Source organism: Vulcanisaeta distributa DSM 14429 (assembly GCF_000148385.1).
Taxonomy (GTDB): Archaea; Thermoproteota; Thermoprotei; order Thermoproteales; family Thermocladiaceae; genus Vulcanisaeta; species Vulcanisaeta distributa.
In genome coordinates this window covers 2046131-2068138 of sequence record NC_014537.1, presented here as the reverse complement: position 1 = coordinate 2068138, position 22008 = coordinate 2046131, and the positions used below count along the sequence as shown (strand labels likewise).

The 22008-nt window shown below is 44.8% G+C and carries 23 protein-coding genes and 1 CRISPR repeat array; of the genes, 11 read left to right on the top strand and 12 right to left on the bottom strand.

All coding sequences use genetic code 11. The features are described 5' to 3' along the window. Positions 1–11 precede the first annotated feature (11 nt). Both VDIS_RS10895 and VDIS_RS10890 read left to right on the top strand, forming a co-directional pair. Entirely contained in the window at positions 12–1421 is a 1410-nt protein-coding gene (locus tag VDIS_RS10895) for a 4-hydroxyphenylacetate 3-hydroxylase N-terminal domain-containing protein (protein ID WP_013337307.1), read from the top strand. 130 nt (positions 1422–1551) lie between these two features. After that, entirely contained in the window at positions 1552–2814 is a 1263-nt protein-coding gene (locus VDIS_RS10890) for an ATP-binding protein (protein WP_013337306.1), read from the top strand. Positions 2815–2821: 7 nt separating this feature from the next. Here the strand turns inward: VDIS_RS10890 and VDIS_RS10885 are convergent, their stop codons facing one another. Both VDIS_RS10885 and infB read right to left on the bottom strand, forming a co-directional pair. After that, positions 2822–4117, bottom strand: a complete 1296-nt coding sequence (locus tag VDIS_RS10885) for a TrpB-like pyridoxal phosphate-dependent enzyme (protein WP_052885833.1) — start codon at positions 4115–4117, stop codon at positions 2822–2824. 146 nt (positions 4118–4263) lie between these two features. Further along, the gene (gene infB, locus VDIS_RS10880; protein ID WP_013337304.1) at positions 4264–6060 is read right to left on the bottom strand and encodes a translation initiation factor IF-2; all 1797 of its coding nucleotides are present in this window, start codon (positions 6058–6060) and stop codon (positions 4264–4266) included. Between the two features lie 327 nt (positions 6061–6387). Then, positions 6388–7467: a CRISPR direct-repeat array (repeat unit 25 nt; unit sequence GAAGATTTCAATAGAATATTGAAAG). A 195-nt stretch (positions 7468–7662) separates the two neighbouring features. On the opposite strand from infB, the gene VDIS_RS10875 reads away from it, so the two are divergent. Then, positions 7663–8352: a hypothetical protein gene (locus tag VDIS_RS10875; RefSeq protein WP_013337303.1), complete on the top strand. Its 690-nt coding sequence runs from the start codon at positions 7663–7665 to the stop codon at positions 8350–8352. A gap of 38 nt (positions 8353–8390) precedes the next feature. On the opposite strand, the gene VDIS_RS12715 is transcribed toward VDIS_RS10875, so the two are convergent. The 4 genes from VDIS_RS12715 to VDIS_RS10860 are packed head-to-tail and all read right to left on the bottom strand — an operon-like array spanning position 8391 to position 10884. Continuing rightward, entirely contained in the window at positions 8391–8591 is a 201-nt protein-coding gene (locus VDIS_RS12715; protein ID WP_148678335.1) for a hypothetical protein, read from the bottom strand. Continuing rightward, positions 8542–9162 (bottom strand): hypothetical protein, encoded by a 621-nt coding sequence (locus VDIS_RS10870; protein ID WP_013337301.1) that lies wholly within the window; start codon positions 9160–9162, stop codon positions 8542–8544. Before VDIS_RS10870 ends, VDIS_RS12715 begins: the two co-directional genes overlap by 50 nt. Before the next feature lie 23 nt (positions 9163–9185). Further along, the gene (locus tag VDIS_RS10865) at positions 9186–10091 is read right to left on the bottom strand and encodes a hypothetical protein (protein WP_013337300.1); all 906 of its coding nucleotides are present in this window, start codon (positions 10089–10091) and stop codon (positions 9186–9188) included. Next, positions 10084–10884, bottom strand: a complete 801-nt coding sequence (locus tag VDIS_RS10860) for a GTPase (protein ID WP_013337299.1) — start codon at positions 10882–10884, stop codon at positions 10084–10086. The genes VDIS_RS10865 and VDIS_RS10860 overlap by 8 nt, the downstream gene beginning before the upstream one ends. A gap of 60 nt (positions 10885–10944) precedes the next feature. Here VDIS_RS10860 and VDIS_RS10855 point away from each other — a divergent pair, with 60 nt between their 5' ends. Continuing rightward, positions 10945–11574, top strand: coding sequence for a V-type ATP synthase subunit D (locus VDIS_RS10855; RefSeq protein WP_013337298.1), 630 nt, complete (start codon positions 10945–10947; stop codon positions 11572–11574). A gap of 143 nt (positions 11575–11717) precedes the next feature. Beyond that, positions 11718–12287 (top strand): stage II sporulation protein M, encoded by a 570-nt coding sequence (locus VDIS_RS10850; protein WP_013337297.1) that lies wholly within the window; start codon positions 11718–11720, stop codon positions 12285–12287. On the opposite strand, the gene VDIS_RS10845 is transcribed toward VDIS_RS10850, so the two are convergent. After that, positions 12284–13156, bottom strand: coding sequence for a hypothetical protein (locus VDIS_RS10845; RefSeq protein ID WP_013337296.1), 873 nt, complete (start codon positions 13154–13156; stop codon positions 12284–12286). The genes VDIS_RS10850 and VDIS_RS10845 overlap by 4 nt on opposite strands. Before the next feature lie 94 nt (positions 13157–13250). On the opposite strand from VDIS_RS10845, the gene VDIS_RS10840 reads away from it, so the two are divergent. Further along, on the top strand, positions 13251–13463 hold the full coding sequence (locus VDIS_RS10840; protein ID WP_013337295.1) for a zinc finger domain-containing protein: 213 nt from the start codon (positions 13251–13253) through the stop codon (positions 13461–13463). Positions 13464–13477: 14 nt separating this feature from the next. On the opposite strand, the gene VDIS_RS10835 is transcribed toward VDIS_RS10840, so the two are convergent. Further along, positions 13478–13867, bottom strand: coding sequence for a cytidine deaminase (locus VDIS_RS10835; protein WP_013337294.1), 390 nt, complete (start codon positions 13865–13867; stop codon positions 13478–13480). Positions 13868–13933: 66 nt separating this feature from the next. Here VDIS_RS10835 and VDIS_RS10830 point away from each other — a divergent pair, with 66 nt between their 5' ends. Continuing rightward, on the top strand, positions 13934–14590 hold the full coding sequence (locus VDIS_RS10830; protein WP_052885944.1) for a potassium channel family protein: 657 nt from the start codon (positions 13934–13936) through the stop codon (positions 14588–14590). Position 14591: 1 nt separating this feature from the next. Here VDIS_RS10830 and VDIS_RS10825 read toward each other — a convergent pair whose 3' ends face one another. Genes VDIS_RS10825 through VDIS_RS10815 form a run of 3 tightly spaced genes read right to left on the bottom strand, consistent with a single transcriptional unit; the run spans position 14592 to position 16664 of the window. Then, positions 14592–15398, bottom strand: coding sequence for a mechanosensitive ion channel domain-containing protein (locus VDIS_RS10825; protein WP_013337292.1), 807 nt, complete (start codon positions 15396–15398; stop codon positions 14592–14594). A gap of 52 nt (positions 15399–15450) precedes the next feature. Further along, on the bottom strand, positions 15451–15885 hold the full coding sequence (locus VDIS_RS10820; protein ID WP_013337291.1) for a universal stress protein: 435 nt from the start codon (positions 15883–15885) through the stop codon (positions 15451–15453). A gap of 35 nt (positions 15886–15920) precedes the next feature. After that, a complete protein-coding gene (locus VDIS_RS10815; protein WP_013337290.1) occupies positions 15921–16664 on the bottom strand; it encodes a CRISPR-associated protein Cas4 in 744 nt (247 codons plus the stop codon). A 94-nt stretch (positions 16665–16758) separates the two neighbouring features. On the opposite strand from VDIS_RS10815, the gene VDIS_RS10810 reads away from it, so the two are divergent. Genes VDIS_RS10810 through VDIS_RS10795 form a run of 4 tightly spaced genes read left to right on the top strand, consistent with a single transcriptional unit; the run spans position 16759 to position 20154 of the window. Beyond that, positions 16759–17751 carry an ROK family protein gene (locus tag VDIS_RS10810; RefSeq protein WP_013337289.1) on the top strand — a complete coding sequence of 331 codons (993 nt, stop codon included), beginning with the start codon at positions 16759–16761 and terminating at the stop codon, positions 17749–17751. Positions 17752–17760: 9 nt separating this feature from the next. After that, positions 17761–19077 (top strand): phytoene desaturase family protein, encoded by a 1317-nt coding sequence (locus VDIS_RS10805; RefSeq protein ID WP_342606897.1) that lies wholly within the window; start codon positions 17761–17763, stop codon positions 19075–19077. A gap of 5 nt (positions 19078–19082) precedes the next feature. Continuing rightward, positions 19083–19448 (top strand): peptidyl-tRNA hydrolase Pth2, encoded by a 366-nt coding sequence (gene pth2, locus VDIS_RS10800; RefSeq protein WP_013337287.1) that lies wholly within the window; start codon positions 19083–19085, stop codon positions 19446–19448. 4 nt (positions 19449–19452) lie between these two features. Beyond that, entirely contained in the window at positions 19453–20154 is a 702-nt protein-coding gene (locus VDIS_RS10795; RefSeq protein ID WP_245522516.1) for a class I SAM-dependent methyltransferase, read from the top strand. A gap of 7 nt (positions 20155–20161) precedes the next feature. Here the strand turns inward: VDIS_RS10795 and VDIS_RS10790 are convergent, their stop codons facing one another. After that, the gene (locus tag VDIS_RS10790; RefSeq protein ID WP_013337285.1) at positions 20162–21937 is read right to left on the bottom strand and encodes an aldehyde ferredoxin oxidoreductase family protein; all 1776 of its coding nucleotides are present in this window, start codon (positions 21935–21937) and stop codon (positions 20162–20164) included. Positions 21938–22008 lie beyond the last annotated feature (71 nt).

The following is a 22008-nucleotide window of genomic DNA, read 5'->3' as shown; positions in this document are numbered from 1 at the left end:
ATAAGTTACCCATGCCCAGGTCAGCAACAGACTACATAAACTCCGTCAGAGATGGCAGGGTTGTTTATTACAGGGGTAAGAGGGTTGATGATATAACGACACACCCAATCATTAGTATAGCCGTTAGGCATGCGGCAGACCTATTCGATGTTAAGGATAGGCTTTATGATGACCCTAACTATGGTCGCATAAGTAGGTACTTCAAAGTTCCTAAGAATACCAATGACTTGCTTGAAAGACATAAGTTGATTTATGAGGATACCCTTAGATTTGATGGACTGTTCAATATAGTTCAGGCAATAGGTAGTGATGCTCTCTTCTCATTGATGATAATTGCCAGGAAGGTTGATAGGAAATACGGCACTAATTATTACGATAGGGTGATGAAGTATTATGAATACGTTGTTAAGAATGACCTGGCAATAGCAGTTGCCCAAACCGATGTCAAGGGTAATAGGGCTAAGAGACCTCATGAGCAGGAGGATAGGGATATGTACCTTAGGGTTGTTGAGGTCCGTGATGATGGCATTGTGGTTAATGGCGCGAAGATACACACTACGCAGGGACCTGTGGCTAATGAGATAATTGTGCTGCCGTATAGGGCAATGGTTGAGGGTGATAGGGATTACGCCGTCGCCTTCGCAGTACCTGCCAATGCAAAGGGTCTTAAGTTCATTGTCAGGCCCGTGCTTGAATATGACGGTAACCCAAACGCTGTTAATGCGGCAAGTAGGTTCGAGGTTGAGTCATTGACAATCTTCGACCACGTATTCGTACCCTGGGACAGGGTATTCATGTTCAGGGAGTGGGACTTGGCTGGGCAGTTGGCCTGGACCTTCGCAACTTACCATAGGTTCACGGCAATATCTTATAGAGCAGCCACGGCTAATTTATACCTAGGAGCCGCGCTTTACGCCGCCAGGGCTAATGGCATTGAGAACGCACCGCATGTCAGGGATTGGCTGGTCCAGATGATTATGTATAAGGAGATAATGAGGATGGGCGCCATGGCGGCGGCCCTGGAACCCTGGATTGACGAGGGAATAGCCATACCAAACCCAATCTACACAAACGTGAGTAAGCTATACGCTAATGCGCACTTCATAGATGTCGTGCATGGACTCATAGACATCGCAGGAGGTTTAATAGCCACAATGCCCTCACACGACGATTACGCAAATCCAGAGGAAAGGCAATACATTAGTAAGTACCTCAGGGGCGCGGTTGATGGTGATACTAGGTACAAAGTAATGAGCTTAGTCAGGGAACTGGGAGCAAGCCACTTAGTGGGCTATTTATTGACTGCCATGATACATGCAGAGGGCTCCGAAGCAGCGAGTAAGATAGGAATGCTGAGGGAATATAACTATAAGGAGGCTGAAGAATTGATAAATAAAATACTGAGTAAAATAAAACTTTAATCAATAAACTATTCATAAAAATAAAAATAAATACTTATTATTGCATTTAATGATTATAATTATATTCGTTGAACTTGTTACTAAAAATAACAAAGCTATTTAAATCTCTTGATACTAAAAATAACAAGTAATGAGCATTGATGAATTTAACCCATGGTGGAGGGGTAGGGAGCATATCTATGAGGATCCTGATGTGGTTAGGTGGCTTAATGCCAGGATTAAGTGGGTACCTAAGGAGGTTAATGCTGTGTCTTTGAGACCGTTTTCCCTGAACTTCATCTATGGGCCCAGGCAAGTGGGTAAGACAACGATGATTAAGTTAATTATTAAGAACTTACTTAATGAGGTCAAGCCTGAGGCAATCTTCTATTATAGTTGTGACTTACTTACTGATTATGAGGAATTGATTGATATTTTAAGGAGATATCTTAGGATCAAGGAGGAGCGTGGTATTGAAACAAGTTATATATTCCTTGATGAGGTAACCTATGTAAATGATTGGTTCAGGGCTATTAAGTACGGCATAGACAGGGGATTGTTTAAGAATGATGTTATCACCATAACAGGTTCAACAAGCATTGCTCTAAGGGGTAATATAGAGACATTCCCTGGCAGGAGAGGGTTCGGCGTAGATGTTACGTTGCTTCCCCTTAGCTTTCAATCCTACATAAAGGCCCTAAGGCCAGAGATCAGCGCGGAGCCGGGCTGGTACGAGGAGATTAGAGACCTATTTGAGAAGTACCTGGTGACTGGCGGCTTTCCTCTATCAATAAATTCCTACTTTAATTTAGGTACAATAACAAGCGATGTTTATAAATCGTACATCGACTGGGTAATATATGATGTTAAGAGAGTTGATAAGGATGAGAGATTACTCAAGGAAATACTTTCGGTATTACTTGAAAAGGCTGGTTCACGAATAAGCTATAACTCGATAGCTAAGGATCTAGGAATCTCGCATAGGACCGTCTCGGAATACATCAATTTACTAAGTAGGATGTTTCTAATCACCGTACTTAACTACGTCGATGTCAATACAGGGAGTAAGGACTACAGGAAATTAATGAAGATACACTTCATAGACCCATTCATATATAGGGTAATTTCACTCTGGACCGGCGTTAAAGTACCTGATGAACCAATAATTATTGAGGGTGTGGTAGCGTCACACCTGGCTAGAATTAGTGATGTTGGTTACACCACGGTTGGTAATAGGGAAATTGACATTATCACGCTCAGCGACTTCACTGGTTATGAGGTGAAGTATGGGAGAGGAAGCGAACGCCCAGGTGTTAGGGCAGGTAGAATGAAGAGGGTAATAACAATATCGAAGGATGTGGAGGATGTTGATGTAACACCTGCTCACATATTTTTATCGAGGTTAAACGTATAGGCGAGCCTCACGCCTTCTCGAAGCCAAGTACATCTGCGTAATTGCCCAGGTCAAGTAATCCATGTCCTGAGAAACTAATTAAAATGACCCTCTTCTCACCAGTCCTCCTAGCCTCATCAGCAATCTCCTTAACAACAGGCAGCACATGAGCCGTCTCCGGCGCAGGCACATACCCCTCAACCTGGGCAAATATCTGGGCCATCTTAAATACGGTTTCCTGGTCATAATCACGACCCTCAACATAACCCTTATACATCAGGTACGACAGTGTTGGCGCCACGGCATGGTAACGGAGACCGCCAGCGTAGATGGGTGGTGGTACGAAATCGGCGCCTATGGTGTACATCTTCAATTGAGGCAGCACCCTACCTGTGTCAGGATCATCATACTTATAGACGCCCCTAGTCACCTTTGGAACTTCAAGGGCCCCAACGGCAATGTACCTACGCCTAACCTTACCACTCCTGAGCTCTTCACCAATAAAGGGATAGAACGCACCACCCCAATTAGATCCACCGCCAACCACACCGATCATTACGTCGGGATCCTCGCCAATCAATTCCAGTTGCTTCTTAGCCTCAAGGCCCGCAATTGTCTTAAACATTATGTCAGCATTTATTACACTACCCACCACGTACTTACCGCCATTCTTCAATGCATATTCGGCGGACTCCGTTATTGCAATGCCCAGGCTACCTGGGTGGTTTGGGTTTTCACGTAGTAACTTCCTACCGAACTCCGTTAATTCGCTTGGACTTGGATGGACCTCAGCACCATACATCTGCATTAAGTACCTCCTCAATGGCTTTGCATAATAACTAGCCCTAACCATGAATATGTGGGCCTTAACCTTAAATAATGCCGCGGCTAACGCCACCGCCGAACCCCACTGCCCAGCACCCGTCTCTGTAGTCACGAACTTAGCACCATCCTTGAGCGCATAATATACCCAGGCAAGTGCTGAGTTTATCTTATGGCTACCCGTGTAGGTATATCCCTCCATCTTTAAATATATCCTGACCGGCGCGTTGAGGTATTCCTCAAACCTCTTCGCCCTGATTAAAGGCGTTGGTCTACCCACTTGTAGGTAACGTTCCAGGACCTCTTCAGGTATTTTCACGAATCTCTCTGTGGAGAACTCAAGCCTCAGCGGCTCTGATGGTATTACCTGCTTAAGAAGCTCAAGCCTTTTACCATTATCAGGATCATACGGTGGCGGCAGTGGTTCTGGCAAGTCTGCGAGTATGTTGTACCAATATGTTGGTATTTCATCTATGGGGAGATCTATTCTATACTTTTCCAGTCCCAGATAGTTACCACCGTGCCTCTTGCCTATTTTTCCTTTATAAGCATTATCTAGTCATACATAAATTACTATACCTTAGAATTATGATTATTGATAATATTTACATCATCCATGAACAATATAAATCTAAATCACTTGGTTCATCATTTCGATGAACGCTTGATCTTTAGTATCTCCTTGAGTAGTGCTATTTCGTCCTCCGTTAATTGGTCCTTGAATTGTGTCATTAGGGTTATTGCGTGCTCTTCAGGAACATCCACGTACAGCTCATCGCCCTCCTTAATCTGCCTACCAACCATTATATTACCCTCTATTGATATTGCGACTTCCATACCCTTCCTAGCCTCTGGTATGTTCTTACCCTTATCCTGAATCTGCATTATGGTGCCTACCCTCCTGCCATCACCCCTTATCAATGGATACCCAGGCTTTATCACCCCCTCAAGCACGGCAATACCAACAATGACTGGATTACTCCTCCTGAATACGTAGCCGGGGAGGATCCTTATCTTTCCAGGCCTTACGTACTTATCGAGCTCCATCTCTATGAGCTTCGTCTTCTGTTCCTTATACCACTGGGTGAACTCCTCGACAAGCCTATACAGTATCTCATTCCTAAATATCTTAACCCCATACTGCATGGCCTCCACCTCGACATCATGAGGAACATTAACGTTGAACGCTAGGACGACGCCGTAGAGCGGGTTCTTCCTCCTGACAATTGAGGCATCAACAACGTCCCTCCTACTTACATTACCAACGTCGGCCTTCCTAACGGGTATACCCTGACTCCTAAGGTAGATTACCATTGCCTCGAGGGTACCCAACGTATCGGCCTTAGCAACGACACCATCCCTATCAGTCTCAATCTTAACCTCCGAAACCTCCTCCCTAACCAACTTCACATACTCGTCCAGCGAAGCCTCCTGAGGAACGACGAAGACGGGTGCGCCTGGGACGACTTGGTCAAGCCCATCAGCGATTATCTTTACACCAGCCGCTGCCTTAACCTCATCCATGAACATATACCTATCCTCAGGATCCCTCATCTCGTCAAGTGGCTTTGGCATGACGAGCATCTTAACCTTAGTGCTTACTGGGCCCTCGAGCCCCGCTGTAACTATTAGGTCTCCCTTCCTAATCACCCCATCATAAAGCACAACATCTGCCGTGACACCCCAGCCCTTCTCCTCCCTAATCTCCATGACAACGCCCTTACCTGGCCCGTACGTAACCCTCAACTTATCCCTACTAAATCTCTGGCTTAACCCAGCAAGTACAACTAATAAGTCGGCTAATCCCTCACCAGTGACCGCACTCGTGGGTACAATAGGCACCTGGGTATTGAAGTCCCTCACTCTATCATATCTGTCAGCATCCATACCCAACTTATTGAATTCCTCTATTATCCTCGCAATGGCCTCCTCAACCCTACCCTGAACATCCTCCCTCTGTTTCTCATATGAGTCAAGGAACGGCGCATTTTCATGGGGTTCCCAACCATATATCCTGTCAAGCTTATTCGCTGCGACCACAAAGGGTATGTTCCTGGACCTGATCAGGGTGAGACTTTCATAAGTTTGCTCCTCAAACCCCCTCGTAATATCTATCACCAAGACAGCCAAATCAGCCACAGAACCGCCTCTACGTCTCAGGTTGGAGAAGGCTGCGTGGCCCGGCGTGTCGACCATGAGGAAGCCCTTAATCCACACCTTACCCTTAAGCCTAAACTTCGTGAGCAGTGGGTCGGCTATCCTCTCCACGGCGTTCCAGGGTATGAATGACAAGCCTATATGCTGCGTTATCATGCCGGGCTCCCTATAGGCTACGAAGGTGCCCCTTATCTTATCAAGGAGTAGTGTCTTGCCGACATCAACGTGGCCGACTACCACGGTGATCGGCGGCCTATAATCCACGAATGATGAATCAACCTTACTCATAACTACCTAGAATGAAGGGGGTAAACTTGATTTAAAAATCATTTTTCTCCTCAAGCAGTTAATCAACCCCACTTACCAAGTCATTGAACGAGCACTACGTGCATGGTTCGTTCGCGCATACTCATTATTTTGCAGTGTATAAGGCATCGTTGGAATAGTTGCGTTGTTGGGTAATTGAATGGTGCCGTGGGGACAAGTAATACCTGTCTCGTTGGGGGTCGTTGGAACAAGTGCGTGTCGTGGATGTTCATGGGGATTTATGTTCCAATGAAAATCAAGCAAGGGTAAAGGAAAAACTTAAAAATAACCAAATAAACCAACGCACCGGAAGATTTCAATAGAATATTGAAAGTCTAGCAACGTTGCTCTCTGTAACCTGAGCAACTAAAACAATTTCACGAAGATTTCAATAGAATATTGAAAGGGAAATCCACACTTTATTGCCTCAGTGCAAATCATGGATGAAGAAGAAGATTTCAATAGAATATTGAAAGATTAGTCTAACCCTACCTGGTGGTGGGGAGTGACCAGCAGGGAGGGAAGATTTCAATAGAATATTGAAAGGGTCACCCATGCCCAACCACGCATAGAACCATTTGCATGCCGAAGATTTCAATAGAATATTGAAAGCAAGCTCCCTACATGAAATTCCCTGGTAAACACCACAGTAGAAGATTTCAATAGAATATTGAAAGCTCTCGGGCATCATAATGATACCCTCCTCGAATTCACTACCCTCGTTGAAGATTTCAATAGAATATTGAAAGCTCGTGCCGAAGTCACTACCGCCACCACCAGTAAGCCAGCTCGAGGAAGATTTCAATAGAATATTGAAAGGGATTATTGGCAATGATGGTATTAATATAAGCCTCGTGGACTGCCATGAAGATTTCAATAGAATATTGAAAGTTTCCTGTGTAGTTTCCTTAGGGTTAGTGCCAGGTTTATTCGCCTGGAAGATTTCAATAGAATATTGAAAGACCTCATACTCATACGAAACCCCTTCAACCGCTGAAACCCTTATTGAAGATTTCAATAGAATATTGAAAGTCTTCTAACGTAACAAAACGCGTGCCATCCCATGGCGCGTAAATCTCAGCCTGAAGATTTCAATAGAATATTGAAAGCAGTCGTCGAGTTAACGGTTATTGCCTGCATCAAGTCAATCGTTATCAAGAAGATTTCAATAGAATATTGAAAGGCCACACTGCCCAGTAATGGTGATAACACGGTGTTGCTTAGACCCGCGAAGATTTCAATAGAATATTGAAAGCATTAAAACGTCATGTATCGTATTCAGCGTTAAAACCCAAGAAGATTTCAATAGAATATTGAAAGTTAGCATCATCAGCATAGAGCATATCCACATCGGGATTGGTGGGGAAGATTTCAATAGAATATTGGTGGTGTAGATAGGCTTAGTGTTGTCGTTTGGTAGGTTCTCTCTAGTGTTGGAGGGTCTCGATAGGGTGTTGGGGAACGTGATTTGTGGTGTTTTGTGTGGTTTCAGTCCCTGACCCAGCATTCATCGGTTTTCATCCGCCGCTGAAGTTTCATCACCGCAAAATACTATAAGTGGGCGCTTAAAAATGTATACTGAGGATGAGCCTGAGGGAGAGGCTTGTTAGGGCGTTAATTATCGTTTCTAAGGATGGTGTTTTTACACGTGAGTCACTTAAGGCGGTATCTAGTGTTAGTGATTCTGCGATTGAGGATTTCATTAATTCGCTAATGAGTGATGGGGTTTTGGTTAGGGTTGGTGATGGTTATAAGTCCGTCATGCCTCCACATAGGTTAATTAGGTATTTTGTGGGTAAGGGGTTGTTTATTGACCTTGAGTCTATATCGAGGTACTTGCCGTGGGATGAATTCGAGGCCTTAATTAGGTTGGTGTTTGAAGAGTGGGGGTTTAAGGTTGTTAGCAGGCTTAGGGTTCCTGTGGCTGGTTCTAGGGTTGAGTTTGATGTGATTGCCCATAGAAGACCGTGGGTTTTCCTCATTGAAGCTAAGCGTTGGAGGAGGGTCTCATCGTCAATACGGCAGATAGTGAGTAGGCACCTTGAGAAGGTTGAGTTGGTTGCTAAGGAGCCTGAGGTTTTGATGAGTAGGATTGGCGTTAGTTGGGGTGAGGCAGTACTCATACCCGTGGTCATTACTTGGCATAGGGCGTCCACGGAATTGATCGATGGTGTTCCAGTGGTCAGTATCTATCAGGTTAATTCCTTCATTAATGAATTTGATAGTTTGATCGATAACGTAAGGTCTTTTAGGGTGTCCTGGAGACGTTTATGAAATAAGGGTGGTAATGGAATTCACGTATTAGCATTCCTTCACTGGGCTTGCTTTCCTTTCCGTGACATTATCTTAGCGTAGCATTCAGGGCATGCGTAGACCTTGAATGTCATATCCAGCTCCTTAACTTCATAGTCAACGATGTAGTACTCCCTGACCCTCCTAAGGCAGAAGAAGCAGATTACGCCCCTATTGCTGGTCTTCTTCATTATCCTCAGACCGCTCTGTCTCCTCCTCACTCTTAAGCATGATGGTCATACTCATTAATTGATCAATATCCGAGTATGCATCCTCCATGACAGCCTTCTCACGGTAAAGCCAGGTACTCATCATGAGTAATACCGCGCCTATTAAGTACGTTATTGATGAGAACCCAACATACGCATTAACGCCAACAAGTATTGACTGAGTGATGCCATTCTCATTTAAGTATATTTGGGTTGGTATGGGTAATGAGAATATCAGGGCAACAATGAGCATTAGTACTATTCCGAAGAATAACGGGTCCGACACATCGATGCTTTGATTCCTCTTAATTATTAATAGGACTATTGATATTATTATTCCTACAAAGACAAATATTGGTGATAAGTAATCAATGGTATCTATAAATAATGAATAGCCCCTGACCGGTATTAGTGTTAATGAACCGTTTGTATCGCTGACTATTAGCTTTAACCCAGGTGTTACATTCACAATATCGTTAAAGTTAGGCAGCACTGTATTAGTTATTGGTAATGCAATCCTTATATTAGACATTATGAGTATTATTATGCCAATGACTATGAACGCCATTACGACTCTTTTCATTGTTATCGCCTATAGGATTAATGCTATGTTTTAAGGTTTTCTCTATCAATTCCTAATTTTGCATCTATATTGCCGTATTTAATTCTATCCCTAATAATACCCTTAATGTAATAAACTAATGAATAATCATTATTAACCCACCTATTCACAGTATCGATTAGTTTATCAACAGGGTTCCTATTAAGCAGTGGTTCAAGCAACCTCCTATTAGTCTCTAAACGTCTAATCACGTTTGATGGGTCGGCGTAAAGGGTCAGGAAGTCATAAACCCTTGCAAGTGGTATTGCCGAGAGCTTAGTCGACCAGTGCAGGGATAGGGGTACCCTATACATCTTGACCTTAAGCATTGTATTACCACCGATAATTACATCATTACCATATGCCTTAAATAAATCGAGGGATTTTAAGCTCCTATTCACGGTCTCACTAACCAAATCAACGAAGGGCTTCATATAATTATCATCGACATCCTTCGATAATGATGCAATTACCTTAAACCCATTCATACCATCAAATATTACTGCATTATTCATTAAACCAACGTACTCGAAGACGGTACGTACAGCAGTAACTATTAAGTCCATCAACTCCAACCCCCTATCAACCATCCAAACCTTCTTACCGCCCTTAACATCAATTATCACCATATCAATGCCCTTTGACAATGCCGTACTCACGGAGGCCATGAAGTCAATACCACCAGCCTTAACATATCTAATCAACTCATCCTTATTATTAATAATAATTGGTAATTTGCTCCCATCTTCATGCCTAATTCTTGTCATTAATGTCGCCGTATCATTAACCTGCCTAATAATGGCAACCCTCCTATTCATTAGGAAGTTAATCATTAAGTCACCGACAATGTCGTAATACTTAAGCGGCCTAACCGATGGCTTAAGCACCATGGGTACGAGCTTCCTAGGCATTACCAATCACCCCAGGCCTATAGTAATAGGTTAATTTACCGAGTATCCAATCCCTAATCACGGCGATAGCAGCCTCCCTAATATTCACCTTACCACCCTTTAGGAGCAATCCCCTTTTTCTACCAACTAATTCCAGGAGCTCCATTGGGTCCTCTGCATCAATGCCATACCTATCCATAAATGCCTTGGGGTTGAACGACTTAATCCTCATTATTAACTTTACCGCTGGTAAAACAGGGTCCTCAAGCTTGGTAGGGTCTATGGCACCCTTAATAATAAGTAACGCCTCATCCCTAACCTCCTCAGGCGGTATAACGCCGGGCGTATCTATGACTATAAGCCACTGCTTGGCTCTAACTACCTGTTCGCCAATTGTCCAACCAGGCACTGGACTCGTCTCCGCAACATGCCTGCCCTTAAGGTAATTAATTATTGTTGACTTACCCACGTTTGGATAGCCAACCACGGAGACCCTAACAGGGAGTCTAGGTGCGTGTTGCTTAATACTGACTATTAGCTTCCTAGTGCCTAACCTATTCTTAGCGCTTATGAACACCGTGGGATGCTCCCGACCGAGGTACTCCTTCCACTCCTTAAGCACTTCGATAGGCACTAAGTCAGCCTTGTTAATTACGATTATCAATGGCTTACCTAACTTATTCAGTAATTCTTCAACCCTCTTATTCCTGGTCTCCACGGGATCCCTAGAATCAATAACCTCAAGTACTAAATCACTCATCTCCAGCACACTTCTAACCCTCCTCCAAGCTTCCGCCTGGCTTACCCTACTCATCTACTGAGGCCTCAGTCCTTATGTAATAATGTTTAAAAATATAAAACGTTCCTTAACTACGTGGCCTTTGAGAGGCCAGTACCATCAAGGCTAACCCTATTAAGACTGAGGAACCAAGAGAGGCTTTACAGGAGTATTAAGAAGACGGTTGAGGATGCGAGGAATGCGACAATACAGAGGATTAGAGCAATAATACCAAAGCTCGAGAGTGCCAGGAAGAGCGTATACGAGGAATTGAACAGGGTATCCCTAATGCTTAAGGCTGCGGTTTCGAAGATTAGCATAGAGGATTACGGCAAATTAAGCGAGGTTGTGAGGCCATCCGTTGACGTGGAGTTTGTGGACATAATAATGGAGGGACTTAAGTTCAGGGGGCTTGAGTTTAGGGGTGTTTCAAGCCCTAATTATGGAATCTTCGCAATACCACCAGAGCTCGATAGCGCCCTATACGGTATTTACGGCAATTTCAAGGCCATTTCAGAGATGATGAATCTAGAAAGCCTATTCTATACGTTACTGGCTAGAGTTAGGGAGTACCAGAGAATGGTCAATGCCATAGACAACGTACTACTGCCCAGGATCGTTGAGAGTGCGAGGTTCGTTAGGCTTAAGCTTGATGAGGATGAACGTGAGGAGTTCGTTAGGAGGATAGTAATTAATAGACTACTCGAAACGATGGGTAGACGTTGATTATGTAAGTAAGGCTTAAGTACTTCATAATGGCTCTACACGTAATGAAGATAGGAGGGATGCACCGAGCGGTGACGAAGGATTTGAACGCAGATCTTCCCAAACCCTCCTCACGCCCTAACAATTACTTAGAGTGAGACATTATGATAATTAATATCAAGAGGGTTGCCCTGACCTATGTGGTTGAATTAATCCTACTGGTACTCCTATCAATAATTGGTTTTTATGTCGGTCCCTCGTTCGTAAACCAATCAGTGATTAATTCGTTACGTAATCAATTAATAAGCACCGCTGATCTAGGCCCAAATTACATCTTCCTTCATAACCTGGAGATTGACTCACTAATGGCAATCCCCGTGGTTGGCCCACTCTTCTTCGTGCTTGCCCTAGTAATGACGGGGTTCGTACTAGGCGTGTATGTGGCATATGCGTTAAACTCAATAATTGGTCTCGTAATATCCCTATTCATAACAATGTTCTTCCCTCATGGAATCATAGAACTCCTCGCATATGCCTTCTCCACGACTGGCTCAATAACCTTCACGAGGGATCTCATTAATTCATTGCGTGGCGGTAGACGTATTGGTAAGGGCGATGTCACGGCATTAATAATATATTACCTAATATCAGTGATACTTCTCTATATAGCCGCGAATGTTGAGTACTTCGAGATAACGGCGCTAAGGGGCTTGATAAGTAGTATGATTAGTTAGCCACTTAGGTTTTGGTACATGAATTTCTGGGTCATTAGGTTTTGCACGAATATTGGTAACTGTATATTATTTACTGTATCATCGTAAGCGCCAGTCAATGAGTTGTAACCAAGCATGAATACTATTGGTGAGTTAAGGGGCACCTCATACGTGAGTGGCGATGGTGTTACGAATGGTGGCACATAATATAGACTGAGTACTAAACCAACCTCGCCCTGGTACCTCATTACATACTGCTCATACTCATTGACGCAGGATGTGGCGTTTATGTTAATACCCATACTATTAAGTATTGACTGTACTGATGAAATACTCGTTAAATTAGCTATGCTGCTCGCGTTCGAACCAATTATCGAGCCAACCCTATTAAGGAAGAGTAAGGCGTTATCCTTATTAGTCGTATTGAAGTATAGGCAGTACGCCACTGACGCCACATTAAGCTCGGCAGTGGTTAATGGCGATGCGGACATGGTACCCATGTATGAGTAAACATTAAATGCAATCTCATACTGAACAAGCCCCTTCCCCGAGGTATTGAGTATGTAATTAATGTTATTAACCGTGAAATTAGTTGCGGGAGGCATGACTGGGTTATACAGTATTAATACCTTGATTGGCGCCGTGCTCGGCCCATATATCAAACTATAATTACTGAAGGCTGCGTATATCAATGATGCATTGTCCAATTGGAAATATGGTGGCCATATAACGATGCTTGATGTTCCAATGGGGTACGTAATCTCGGTAACACCACTGTGTAGTTTTGATGGTGGTGCAACGACCCTGGCAAGTAGAAAGTATGTTAATACGGCAGCCAGTATAATCACTAGCATGAATATTGCCGTATCTATTACCTTATTAACGTCCATCTCGTTACCATAGGTACCCGGCTTTATTAAGGATTACTCACGCATTAATAACGTTATAGAAATGCTTAAATTAGTGATTGCCCCGCGATACCCAATGGCGCTACCCAGGGTTGAGAGGCCGAGGCCAGTACTCCATGGACCAACCGTACCAGTGTGTAGTTCGTGTGGTAAGCCAATAAAGCCATATGAGAGGGCAACACACTTCCTATGCCCAAACTGTGGTAAGGCTGAGATCTGGAGATGCGAGCACTGTAGGAGAACTGGGAATCCATACAAATGCCCAGTCTGTGGTTTTGAAGGCCCGTAATACCTAGTCACTTATCATCCCTGCTTCCTCCAATCACTAAATGGTCTTGGAAACAACTCATTGAAGCTATGCCTAATCACCCTATCACCATGAACAATAATTACCTCCTCAACACCAAACTCATTCATTACCTGGAGACAGGCCCCACAGGGGTATATCGGCTTATCCAGGTTTGACGTTAGCACAATCGTCTTTATCCTCTTCTCTCCATTGGAAACCGCGTTGAATATGGCAACCCTCTCTGCACATACCGTGAGTCCGAGGGATGCATTCTCAACATTCACCCCCCTATACACCTTGCCGTCAGGCGTTATCGCCAGTGCGCTCACCTTAACCCCGCTGTATGGTGCGTATGAGTTTTTCAACCCATCCTTAACAAGCTCCACCCATTCTCTTGGAATCACGGTATGTGTTAAAGTAATAATGAATTTAAATGGTTCCCACTTAAGTTGCGTGATTGGTGGTTAGTATTGAAGCTTGCCATAATAGTTGGGGCAAATAACGTGAGTGTTAACGTGGCTAAGGCACTCATGGATAAGTATGATGTAGTGATTGTTGATTCAAATGACGAGGCGTGCTCTAGGGTCTTCAAGATGCTTAAGTCGTCGGCGCTTGTTTACAGGGGCGATCCAAGCAGCGAGGATGTACTTAATGAGGTGGGTATTGATAAGGCTGAGTTATTTCTGGCGTTGTCCGATAATGATGAATTGAATTATAAGGCATGTAACATAGCCAGGAGTAAGGGGGTACCGTTAATAATCGCTAGGGTTAATAATAGGGATAACGTGGATTTGTTTAGGGAATTGAACATTAATACCATAGTCGTTGAAGACCTAGTGTCAAGGAACATAGAGACCCTAATAATGAGTGATTCAGCCAGGTCAGTATTCACAGACCCATCAACAAACCTAACATTTGTAGTGGTGAGGGTTAATACTGACTCGCAACTAATAGGTAAGCGCATTAGTGAGGTAAGTAATGGTTATGGCGTGGCAATACCATATGTGGTTACACCAAATGGCATCACTAAGGTAGGTGGTGACTACGTAATAGAGGGTAATGACGAGTTGGTCATTGCGGGTCCATCAGAGAACGTGAATAAACTAATTAACGAACTAAGTGGGTAAGTCACTCATTGCTTCTAACGTTATACCTCTTACCAAGCTCCATTGATAATTCAAACGCCTTATTAAGTATAGAGTACCTAACATCATCGATGGTCCTTAAGTCCTTATAAGTGCCTCGAGCCATCAACTCGATGTACTTATCCTCAATTGCAGCGACATCAACACGCGGATCCTCAATACCCAACTCCTCCATGTAGTCCGTGAGCTCCTTACGTAAGTCATCGATTAACAGCCCATCCTTAGGTACCTTAAACGGTATCCTAATCTCAATGCCCTCTGTTGGCGGTACCTTCCTGATTACATTCTTCAATACCAATGTATAGGGTACATATATTAGTTCATTACGTGAACTCCTAATTATTAGGCCCATTGACGACTGCTTAATTATGTAGCCCTTAATCCCCATGACCTCAACGTGATCCCCAACATCCAGTGAGTAATCCTTAATGAGCCTGGTGATTTTACCCGTGAAGTACTCCTCAATTATCGGCCTGGTGCCTAGTATTAGTATTACGGCAAAGACGATGAGTAAGGCGCCAACGATTAAGTATTGTTGGTAAACATATGCTATGGCTGACAATATGGTGACTATGAGCATTATCCTAAAGATGAACTTCGCATTCTCAACATCACCCTTCCTCGAAAGCTTAACAAAGGCCCTAACTAATTTATCAAATACGTAATCAAGCACGAAATAAATCACTACGGCGGTCGCAATGACTATTACGGTAGTCCAAACCCAGCTAGGGACTAAGCTACTAACACTACTGACATTGCCTGAACCACTTGTGGCTGCAATTACTGGCATATTGTTATTGCCCTATGATTATGAGCGATCAGCGTTTTAAGCCTAACCTCATTCAATGAACAACGAGGACGGGTCTGTTGGCATACCTAACGACCTTCTCACTCACAGACCCCAACAGGAACCTCGTTAATCCCTTTAACCCCCTAGAACCAACCACGATTAAGTCAACATTTAGGTTATTTGCCACGTTTATTATTGTTTCAGCGGCATCAGTACCCACCTCAAGCAAGCCCTCCGCATTAACGCCCTGGTTCTTGGCACGTTCCACAGCCTTATTTAGGAGGTCCCTACCCTGCCTCTCCATGGTATCAATTAAGGCGGGGTACATCGACGAGTCTGGGGCTATGGCTATCTTACCCTCCTCAATCACGTGAAGAATGTAGAGCCTTGCGTTGAAGCTCTTTGCAATGTTTATTGCGTAATCCAGCGCCTTATCCCCAGCCTTTGAGCCATCATACCCAACGAGTATCTTTGTTATTAGCGACATTGATTTTCTCCTACTTAATTCATTAATAAGTATTATCAATCACTGGCTTTGTTAATATTTATGGATTTATTACTTTTGTAAATCGCGTAGGTACTACAGATCGGTCTTAACTCACACCTAATGCATAGGAGTGGGTCTGGTGGTTCCATGGGCCATCCCTGGTAATTCTCAATAGCCTTAAGCTCCGCCAGGACGTTTTGGTACTCCCTCCTCAACCTAATTATGGGCAATGACTTAACATCCCTCATTGTGACCAGGTACGCCTCCCTAATGTCTATCCCTGCCTCCTCAAGCATTAATACGTAGGAGACTACCTGCTTAAGGTACCTCCTCTCCCTATCCTCATCGAGACTCCACGAACTCTTCAACTCAATTAAACCCCAAATCTCCTCGCCGTCGAACTCACGCATGTAAACAATGTCAGCCCTGCCAGAGGTATCCACAGTCTCTATGCCACTCTCAACCTCCACATGAACCCTGGGATTAGCGATCTTAAACCACTCCTGATAGAGGTCGTGTATTGCCCTACCCCTGGCCAAGCTCCTTATACCATCCATGTTCGTTATCGTGCCAAACCTAAGCTTTATCAGGGACTTAACGAAGCAATCATTGCTGAAGAAGGATGGAGTAGCCTTACCCGTGGGTTTATCCACGAGGAATAAATCATCGCCAATGACCTGGGCATTCCTCAGCATTTCACTTACGTATTCCTCGGTCTTCCTCCTAATCTCATTCTCACTCACCACATCGGCTATGGGCCTTACGACCAACTTAACCATAAGTGCAATAAAGCCATACTTAAAGCCCTTTTATAAATCCATCAATTATGTCCCTTAATAATTTAAAAGTGCGTATCTCTCCGAAGAACATAGTATGGTTTATGTTGGTGTTGATGTTGGCGCAACGTACATAAGGGTTGGACTTGTGAGTGAGGATGGTCAAGTTATCAATAAGGTGAAGACGAGACAACCAATGAGTGGTGACGAGAATACCGTAGCCAACGTAATTATTAAGTCAATAAGGGATTTAACGGGTGGGGGTGGCATTGATGGTATAGGTATTGGCTCCATAGGTCCGTTAGACCTGAGGGAGGGTATCGTACCCTGGGCACCGAATGCACCAATCAAGAGGTTTAAGCTTGTGGAACCAATAATCAGGGAGTTCAGGGTACCCGTGGTCCTGGGTAACGATGCTATGGCAGCTGTGTGGGGCGAGTACCTATTCGGTATTGGTAAGGGCGTTAATAACCTCGTCTACATAACCCTTAGCACCGGCATTGGTGCTGGCGTCATAGTTGACGGACACCTACTCATTGGCAAGGATGGGAATGCTCACGAAATTGGCCACATGGTCATTGACGTGAATTCCGAAATACAGTGTGGCTGTGGTGGTTATGGGCATTGGGAGGCCCTCGGTTCAGGGGCTAATATACCGAGGGTCATTAAGGAATTTGTTAGGGGGAGGTCGTATAAGTCAAGGTTGTATGAGAGACTTACCAAAGACGAGTATGTGAGTACTGAGGAGGTATTTCGGGCTTATTATGAGGGGGATGAGCTCGCCAGGGATTTCATAGATAATTACCTAATGAGGGTGCACGCGGCTGGCTTAGCCAGCGTCATGAATGCTTACGATCCAGAATTAATAGTGCTGGGGGGTTCAATGGCCCTTAATAACATGGATTTATTTAGAAGGGGAATTGAAAAATACCTAAAGAGATACTTAGCTGTTAAACCAGCGCGAATAGAGTTTACTAGGTTTGGTGATGACATAGGCATACTGGGTGCGGCGGCATTGGCAATAAAAGTGCCTGAGTCATTAAGGACCTATGTCGAGCAGTATAGGAAGTTCCTTAAGCTAAGTTATTAAAAGTCATGGATTCTCACATTTATTGTGGTTGATGTTGTTATAATTGGTGCGGGGCATAATGGATTAGTGGCAAGTATAATCCTGGCCAGGGCTGGGCTTGAAGTGCTCGTTCTCGATCATGTGACTTGGCCTGGCGGTTTGGCTGGCTATCACGTTGTTGGTGGTGTTGAGGTGCCTATAGGGGCCTACGTACTTGGCCTAATACCCAGCGACCTAATGAGTGAGTTGGGGATAAACGTTGAGCAGTATAAGCCGGAGCCTATTGCGGTTTACGTGAAGGATGGGGAGTTTGTTAGGTGGTGGAGGAGTCTTGAGGATAGGGTTCGTGAGTTCAATAGGTGGGGCCTTGGCGATAACCTAAGGGCTATGTGGAGTAAGATCGTGAATTTCCATAAGGCATTACGTAAGTACATGTTTAGGTTAAATCCACCAAGTAGGGATGAATTACTCAATGATTCTGTGCTGAGTGAATTCATTAAATTAAGGGGTTGGGAGTTCCTTAGCCAATACCTGCCCAGGGAGTTTTGGGATATGTTCATATTCGAGCCTTATCTGGACCAGCCAGCCTTCATGGTTGGTTATTATAATCCTGACACTGATTGGTGGTTCCCTGCTAAGGATGGTGAGGTTGGCATGCAGGTCTTCGCCCGTGAGCTATACAATGCCGCCCTGAGGGCTGGTGCTAAGGTGGTGCTTGGCTTAGGCGTTAGGAGAATAATTGTTGAGGGTGGGAGGGTCAGAGGCGTGATCACTGATGATGGGAGGAGTATTGAGGCGAGGGCTGTGCTGTCCACGGCGAGTCCAATAAATACATTAATTAACCTGGTTGGCGAGGAGTACTTCGATAAGTCAGTAATTGATAGGCTAAGGAGCGTACCCCTGGGTGGCGCGTCCAGGTTGGTCATTGTTAGTAATGAGCCAATTAAGTTAAGGGGTGAATTGAATAATTACAGGAATTCAATACTGCAACTACCCTTTGGCGAGACGGTGGTCCACGGCAATTACTTAATAGTTACTGGCCTACCAACTAGGGATGAGCTAGGTGAGTACTTTGACATTGATTGGTCGAGTATTAAGGCCTTTGAGTTGATAACGCCGAGTGATTATGAGTCAATATTTAGGTTGGCCGGCGGTAACCTTAATCACCTGCCAATGACCGAGGATTACATGTTCAGCAATAGGCCTATACCCGGCTGGGGCTACTCAACACCGATAAGGGGGCTTTACCTGGGCGGTGCTGGTACATGGCCTGGTGGGCAGGTGACTGGAGTGCCTGGCTATAACGCGGCAAGGAAAATACTCAGTGATTGGAGTTCACTGAGGTGATTACGATGTACAAGCAGGTTATTGTGGTTAGGGCTGACCTCGGGATGTCCTGTGGTAAAACGGCTGCCCAGGTGGCCCATGGGGCTGTTGGGGCTGTGCTTAGGGTCCTTGAGGATGGTAGGAGGGATTGGCTTGAGTGGTTTAGGGCTTGGGAGTCCTCTGGGCAAAAGAAGGTTGTTTTGATTGTTAACTCACTGGATGAGTTGCTCAGGCTTAGGGAGAAGGCGGAGAAACTGGGCCTGCCGACGTTCCTGGTTGAGGATGCTGGCCTCACGGAGTTACCGCCAGGTACGATCACTGTGCTTGCGATTGGGCCTGGGCCCGAGGATTTAATTAATAAGGTCACTGGTTCGTTGAAGTTACTAAGGTGATTACGTGAGCATATCCCAATTCTTTAAAGACGTTATGAATAAGGTCTTCGCATACTCAAACTATGAATTGGTAAATACCGTCATCACGTTATTTCAATTAAGGAGACTCAGGTACTGGGCCTTTCAAGAGATAGTCTCATCAATAGGTAATTGCGGTGGTTATCTTCTCGACCTTGGCGCTGGGGATGGCTCAATGACCAGGTTCGTAATACGCAACGGCCTGAGGCATAGGCCGGTAATACTGCTTGACCCGGCAATCAATGGTCTTAAGTCAATGGGTGACCAATACTCTGAGATTATTGATAAGGTCGTTGGTGTTAGTGAGTACTTGCCAATTAGGCGTGGATCAATATGCGCTGTTTACACATCATTCGCACTTAGGCAATTCAGTAATAAACCAATGGCGCTACTTGAGGTACGTAGGGTCCTCAGGAGGGATGGCTCATTCATAGTTCTCGAGTTTTGGAGACCCGATAATCCACTAACATACGCCATCCTACTATTTTACCTAGTATTCGTGCTACCGCTGTTGGTGTCTATTGTGGCGCCTAGGGAAGTTTGGGATTACGCCACAATGAGGATTACCGTTAGGGACATTGGAGGTATTTCATGGTTGAGGAGGTTAATTCGGGAATTAATTGGTAACATTGTATCTTACCGGACATATTTAGGAATATTCCTATTGATAAGGGCTGTGAAGACTTAATATTAAATTAAGTCAATATTTTAAGCCTGGCTAAAGTATCTTGCTTGGGCCTCCCGACCTCGTCATATCCCCTAAGTTCGTAGTACTTCTTAACCATGAACGACCACTCCTCCTCAGTAACCACGTACCTCTTACCCTCATACTCCACCGGCTCCCTAAGCCACCTCGGTGGTAACCTATCCTGCTCTATGGTGGTACCATTCATGTACCTGTGAAGCACAATAATTCTTTGGGCGGTCTCCCTCAACTCATCAACCGTGTAGTTAAAGCCGGTCACGGCATTCATAACATCCCTAATAACGTCCCACGTATATATGGCCCTACCAAACTTACAAAGAAGCATTGAGTCGTATAATGCGTTCCTCTCCTCAATATCCATTATAGCCTTAACCTTTTCCTCACCGGTGGCGAACCTACCACCTGCCTGGCCAGTAATATCAACGGCGTAGGCGCTCGACCATAGGTGATCAGCACCCCTCTCGGAGATGGCGTTATTGAGTATCATGCCCTTGAGAGTCCTTGGATCATAGGCGGCTGGTTCAAGCCCCTTAACATGAATCGCCAGATCCTGAACACCCAACTTCTCTGCAATTGCCTTAGTACCCAATGCCGCTAACTCACCAAGCCCACGCCTATATGCCGTATCAATTATTAAGCGCCTAATGCCCTCATAATCACCCCACTTCGGCGCACCCTTGACAATGCCCTTCTCACCTAAATAAATCAGGAAGGCTATTGTGTTTCCGAGGCTTATCGTATCGAAGCCAAGCCTATCCGCGAGCTCCGCAAGGTCAATGAGCTTCTGTGGGTCGTGAACCCCCGTCAAGCCTCCTAGGGCCATTGTCGTCTCATACTCAAGGTCGTACTCACCATTGCTCGACCTAACGACTTTATGACAAGCCACTGGGCAGTATAGGCAGGCACCATGCTTAATGAAGTACTTAGGCTTCAGCACCTTCTCCCACGATATATCCTCCCAGTTAGGCATGACGACCTTGGTCCAGTAAATCGATGGGAAGAACCCCATGCCATTGCCAGTGTCTATAAGCCTCACGGTGCCACCCTGCCTATACGGTATCATGCCTGGGTTAGTGACGGCTTGCCTACCGAGGCTCCTAACCAGGTCCTGGTAAGCCTTATCATTGGCTATGTCCACAGTCTTGTTAACGGGTACGAAGGTTATGGCCTTCACGCCCTTACTACCCATGACGGCTCCAGCCCCGGTACGCCCAAACTGCCTCCAATCCTCATGACCAATACACGCATACGGCACCTTATTCTCGCCGGCAGGCCCAATCGTAAGGACTGCGGAGTCCCTGAACTCCCTCTTAATTGCGTGCTCGGTCTCCACGGTATCTAGGCCCCATAAATCCCTGGCATCCCTAAACTCAACCTTACCATCACTAATCACCAGGTGAATAGGCCTTGGACTTGCACCGGTAATCACCACGGCATCAACACCGGCATACTTCATGTAGGCGCCCAAGGTTCCACCAACCGTTGAGTAACTCCACCTATTGGTGAGTGGCGACTTGAAGATTGCCGCCGCCCTGGTTGCCAGCGGTATCCTGGTTCCGCCTAGGGGGCCTGTGGCTATTATCAACGGGTTCTCGGTGCCGTATGGGTCAATACTGCTTAGATTTAGGTTTAAGTCAAAGATTATCTTTAATCCCAATCCCCTACCTCCTATGAATAGCTTAGCCGTACTTTCATTAATGTTCTCAGTCCTTACCTCATTACGACTTAAATTAATCCATAGCACCCTACCTGCATAACCATGCATATTAGTATCGTTCTTAATAACTAATTAATAAGGGCTTACTCAAACGTGTTAATCCCGGTACTCATTTAAAA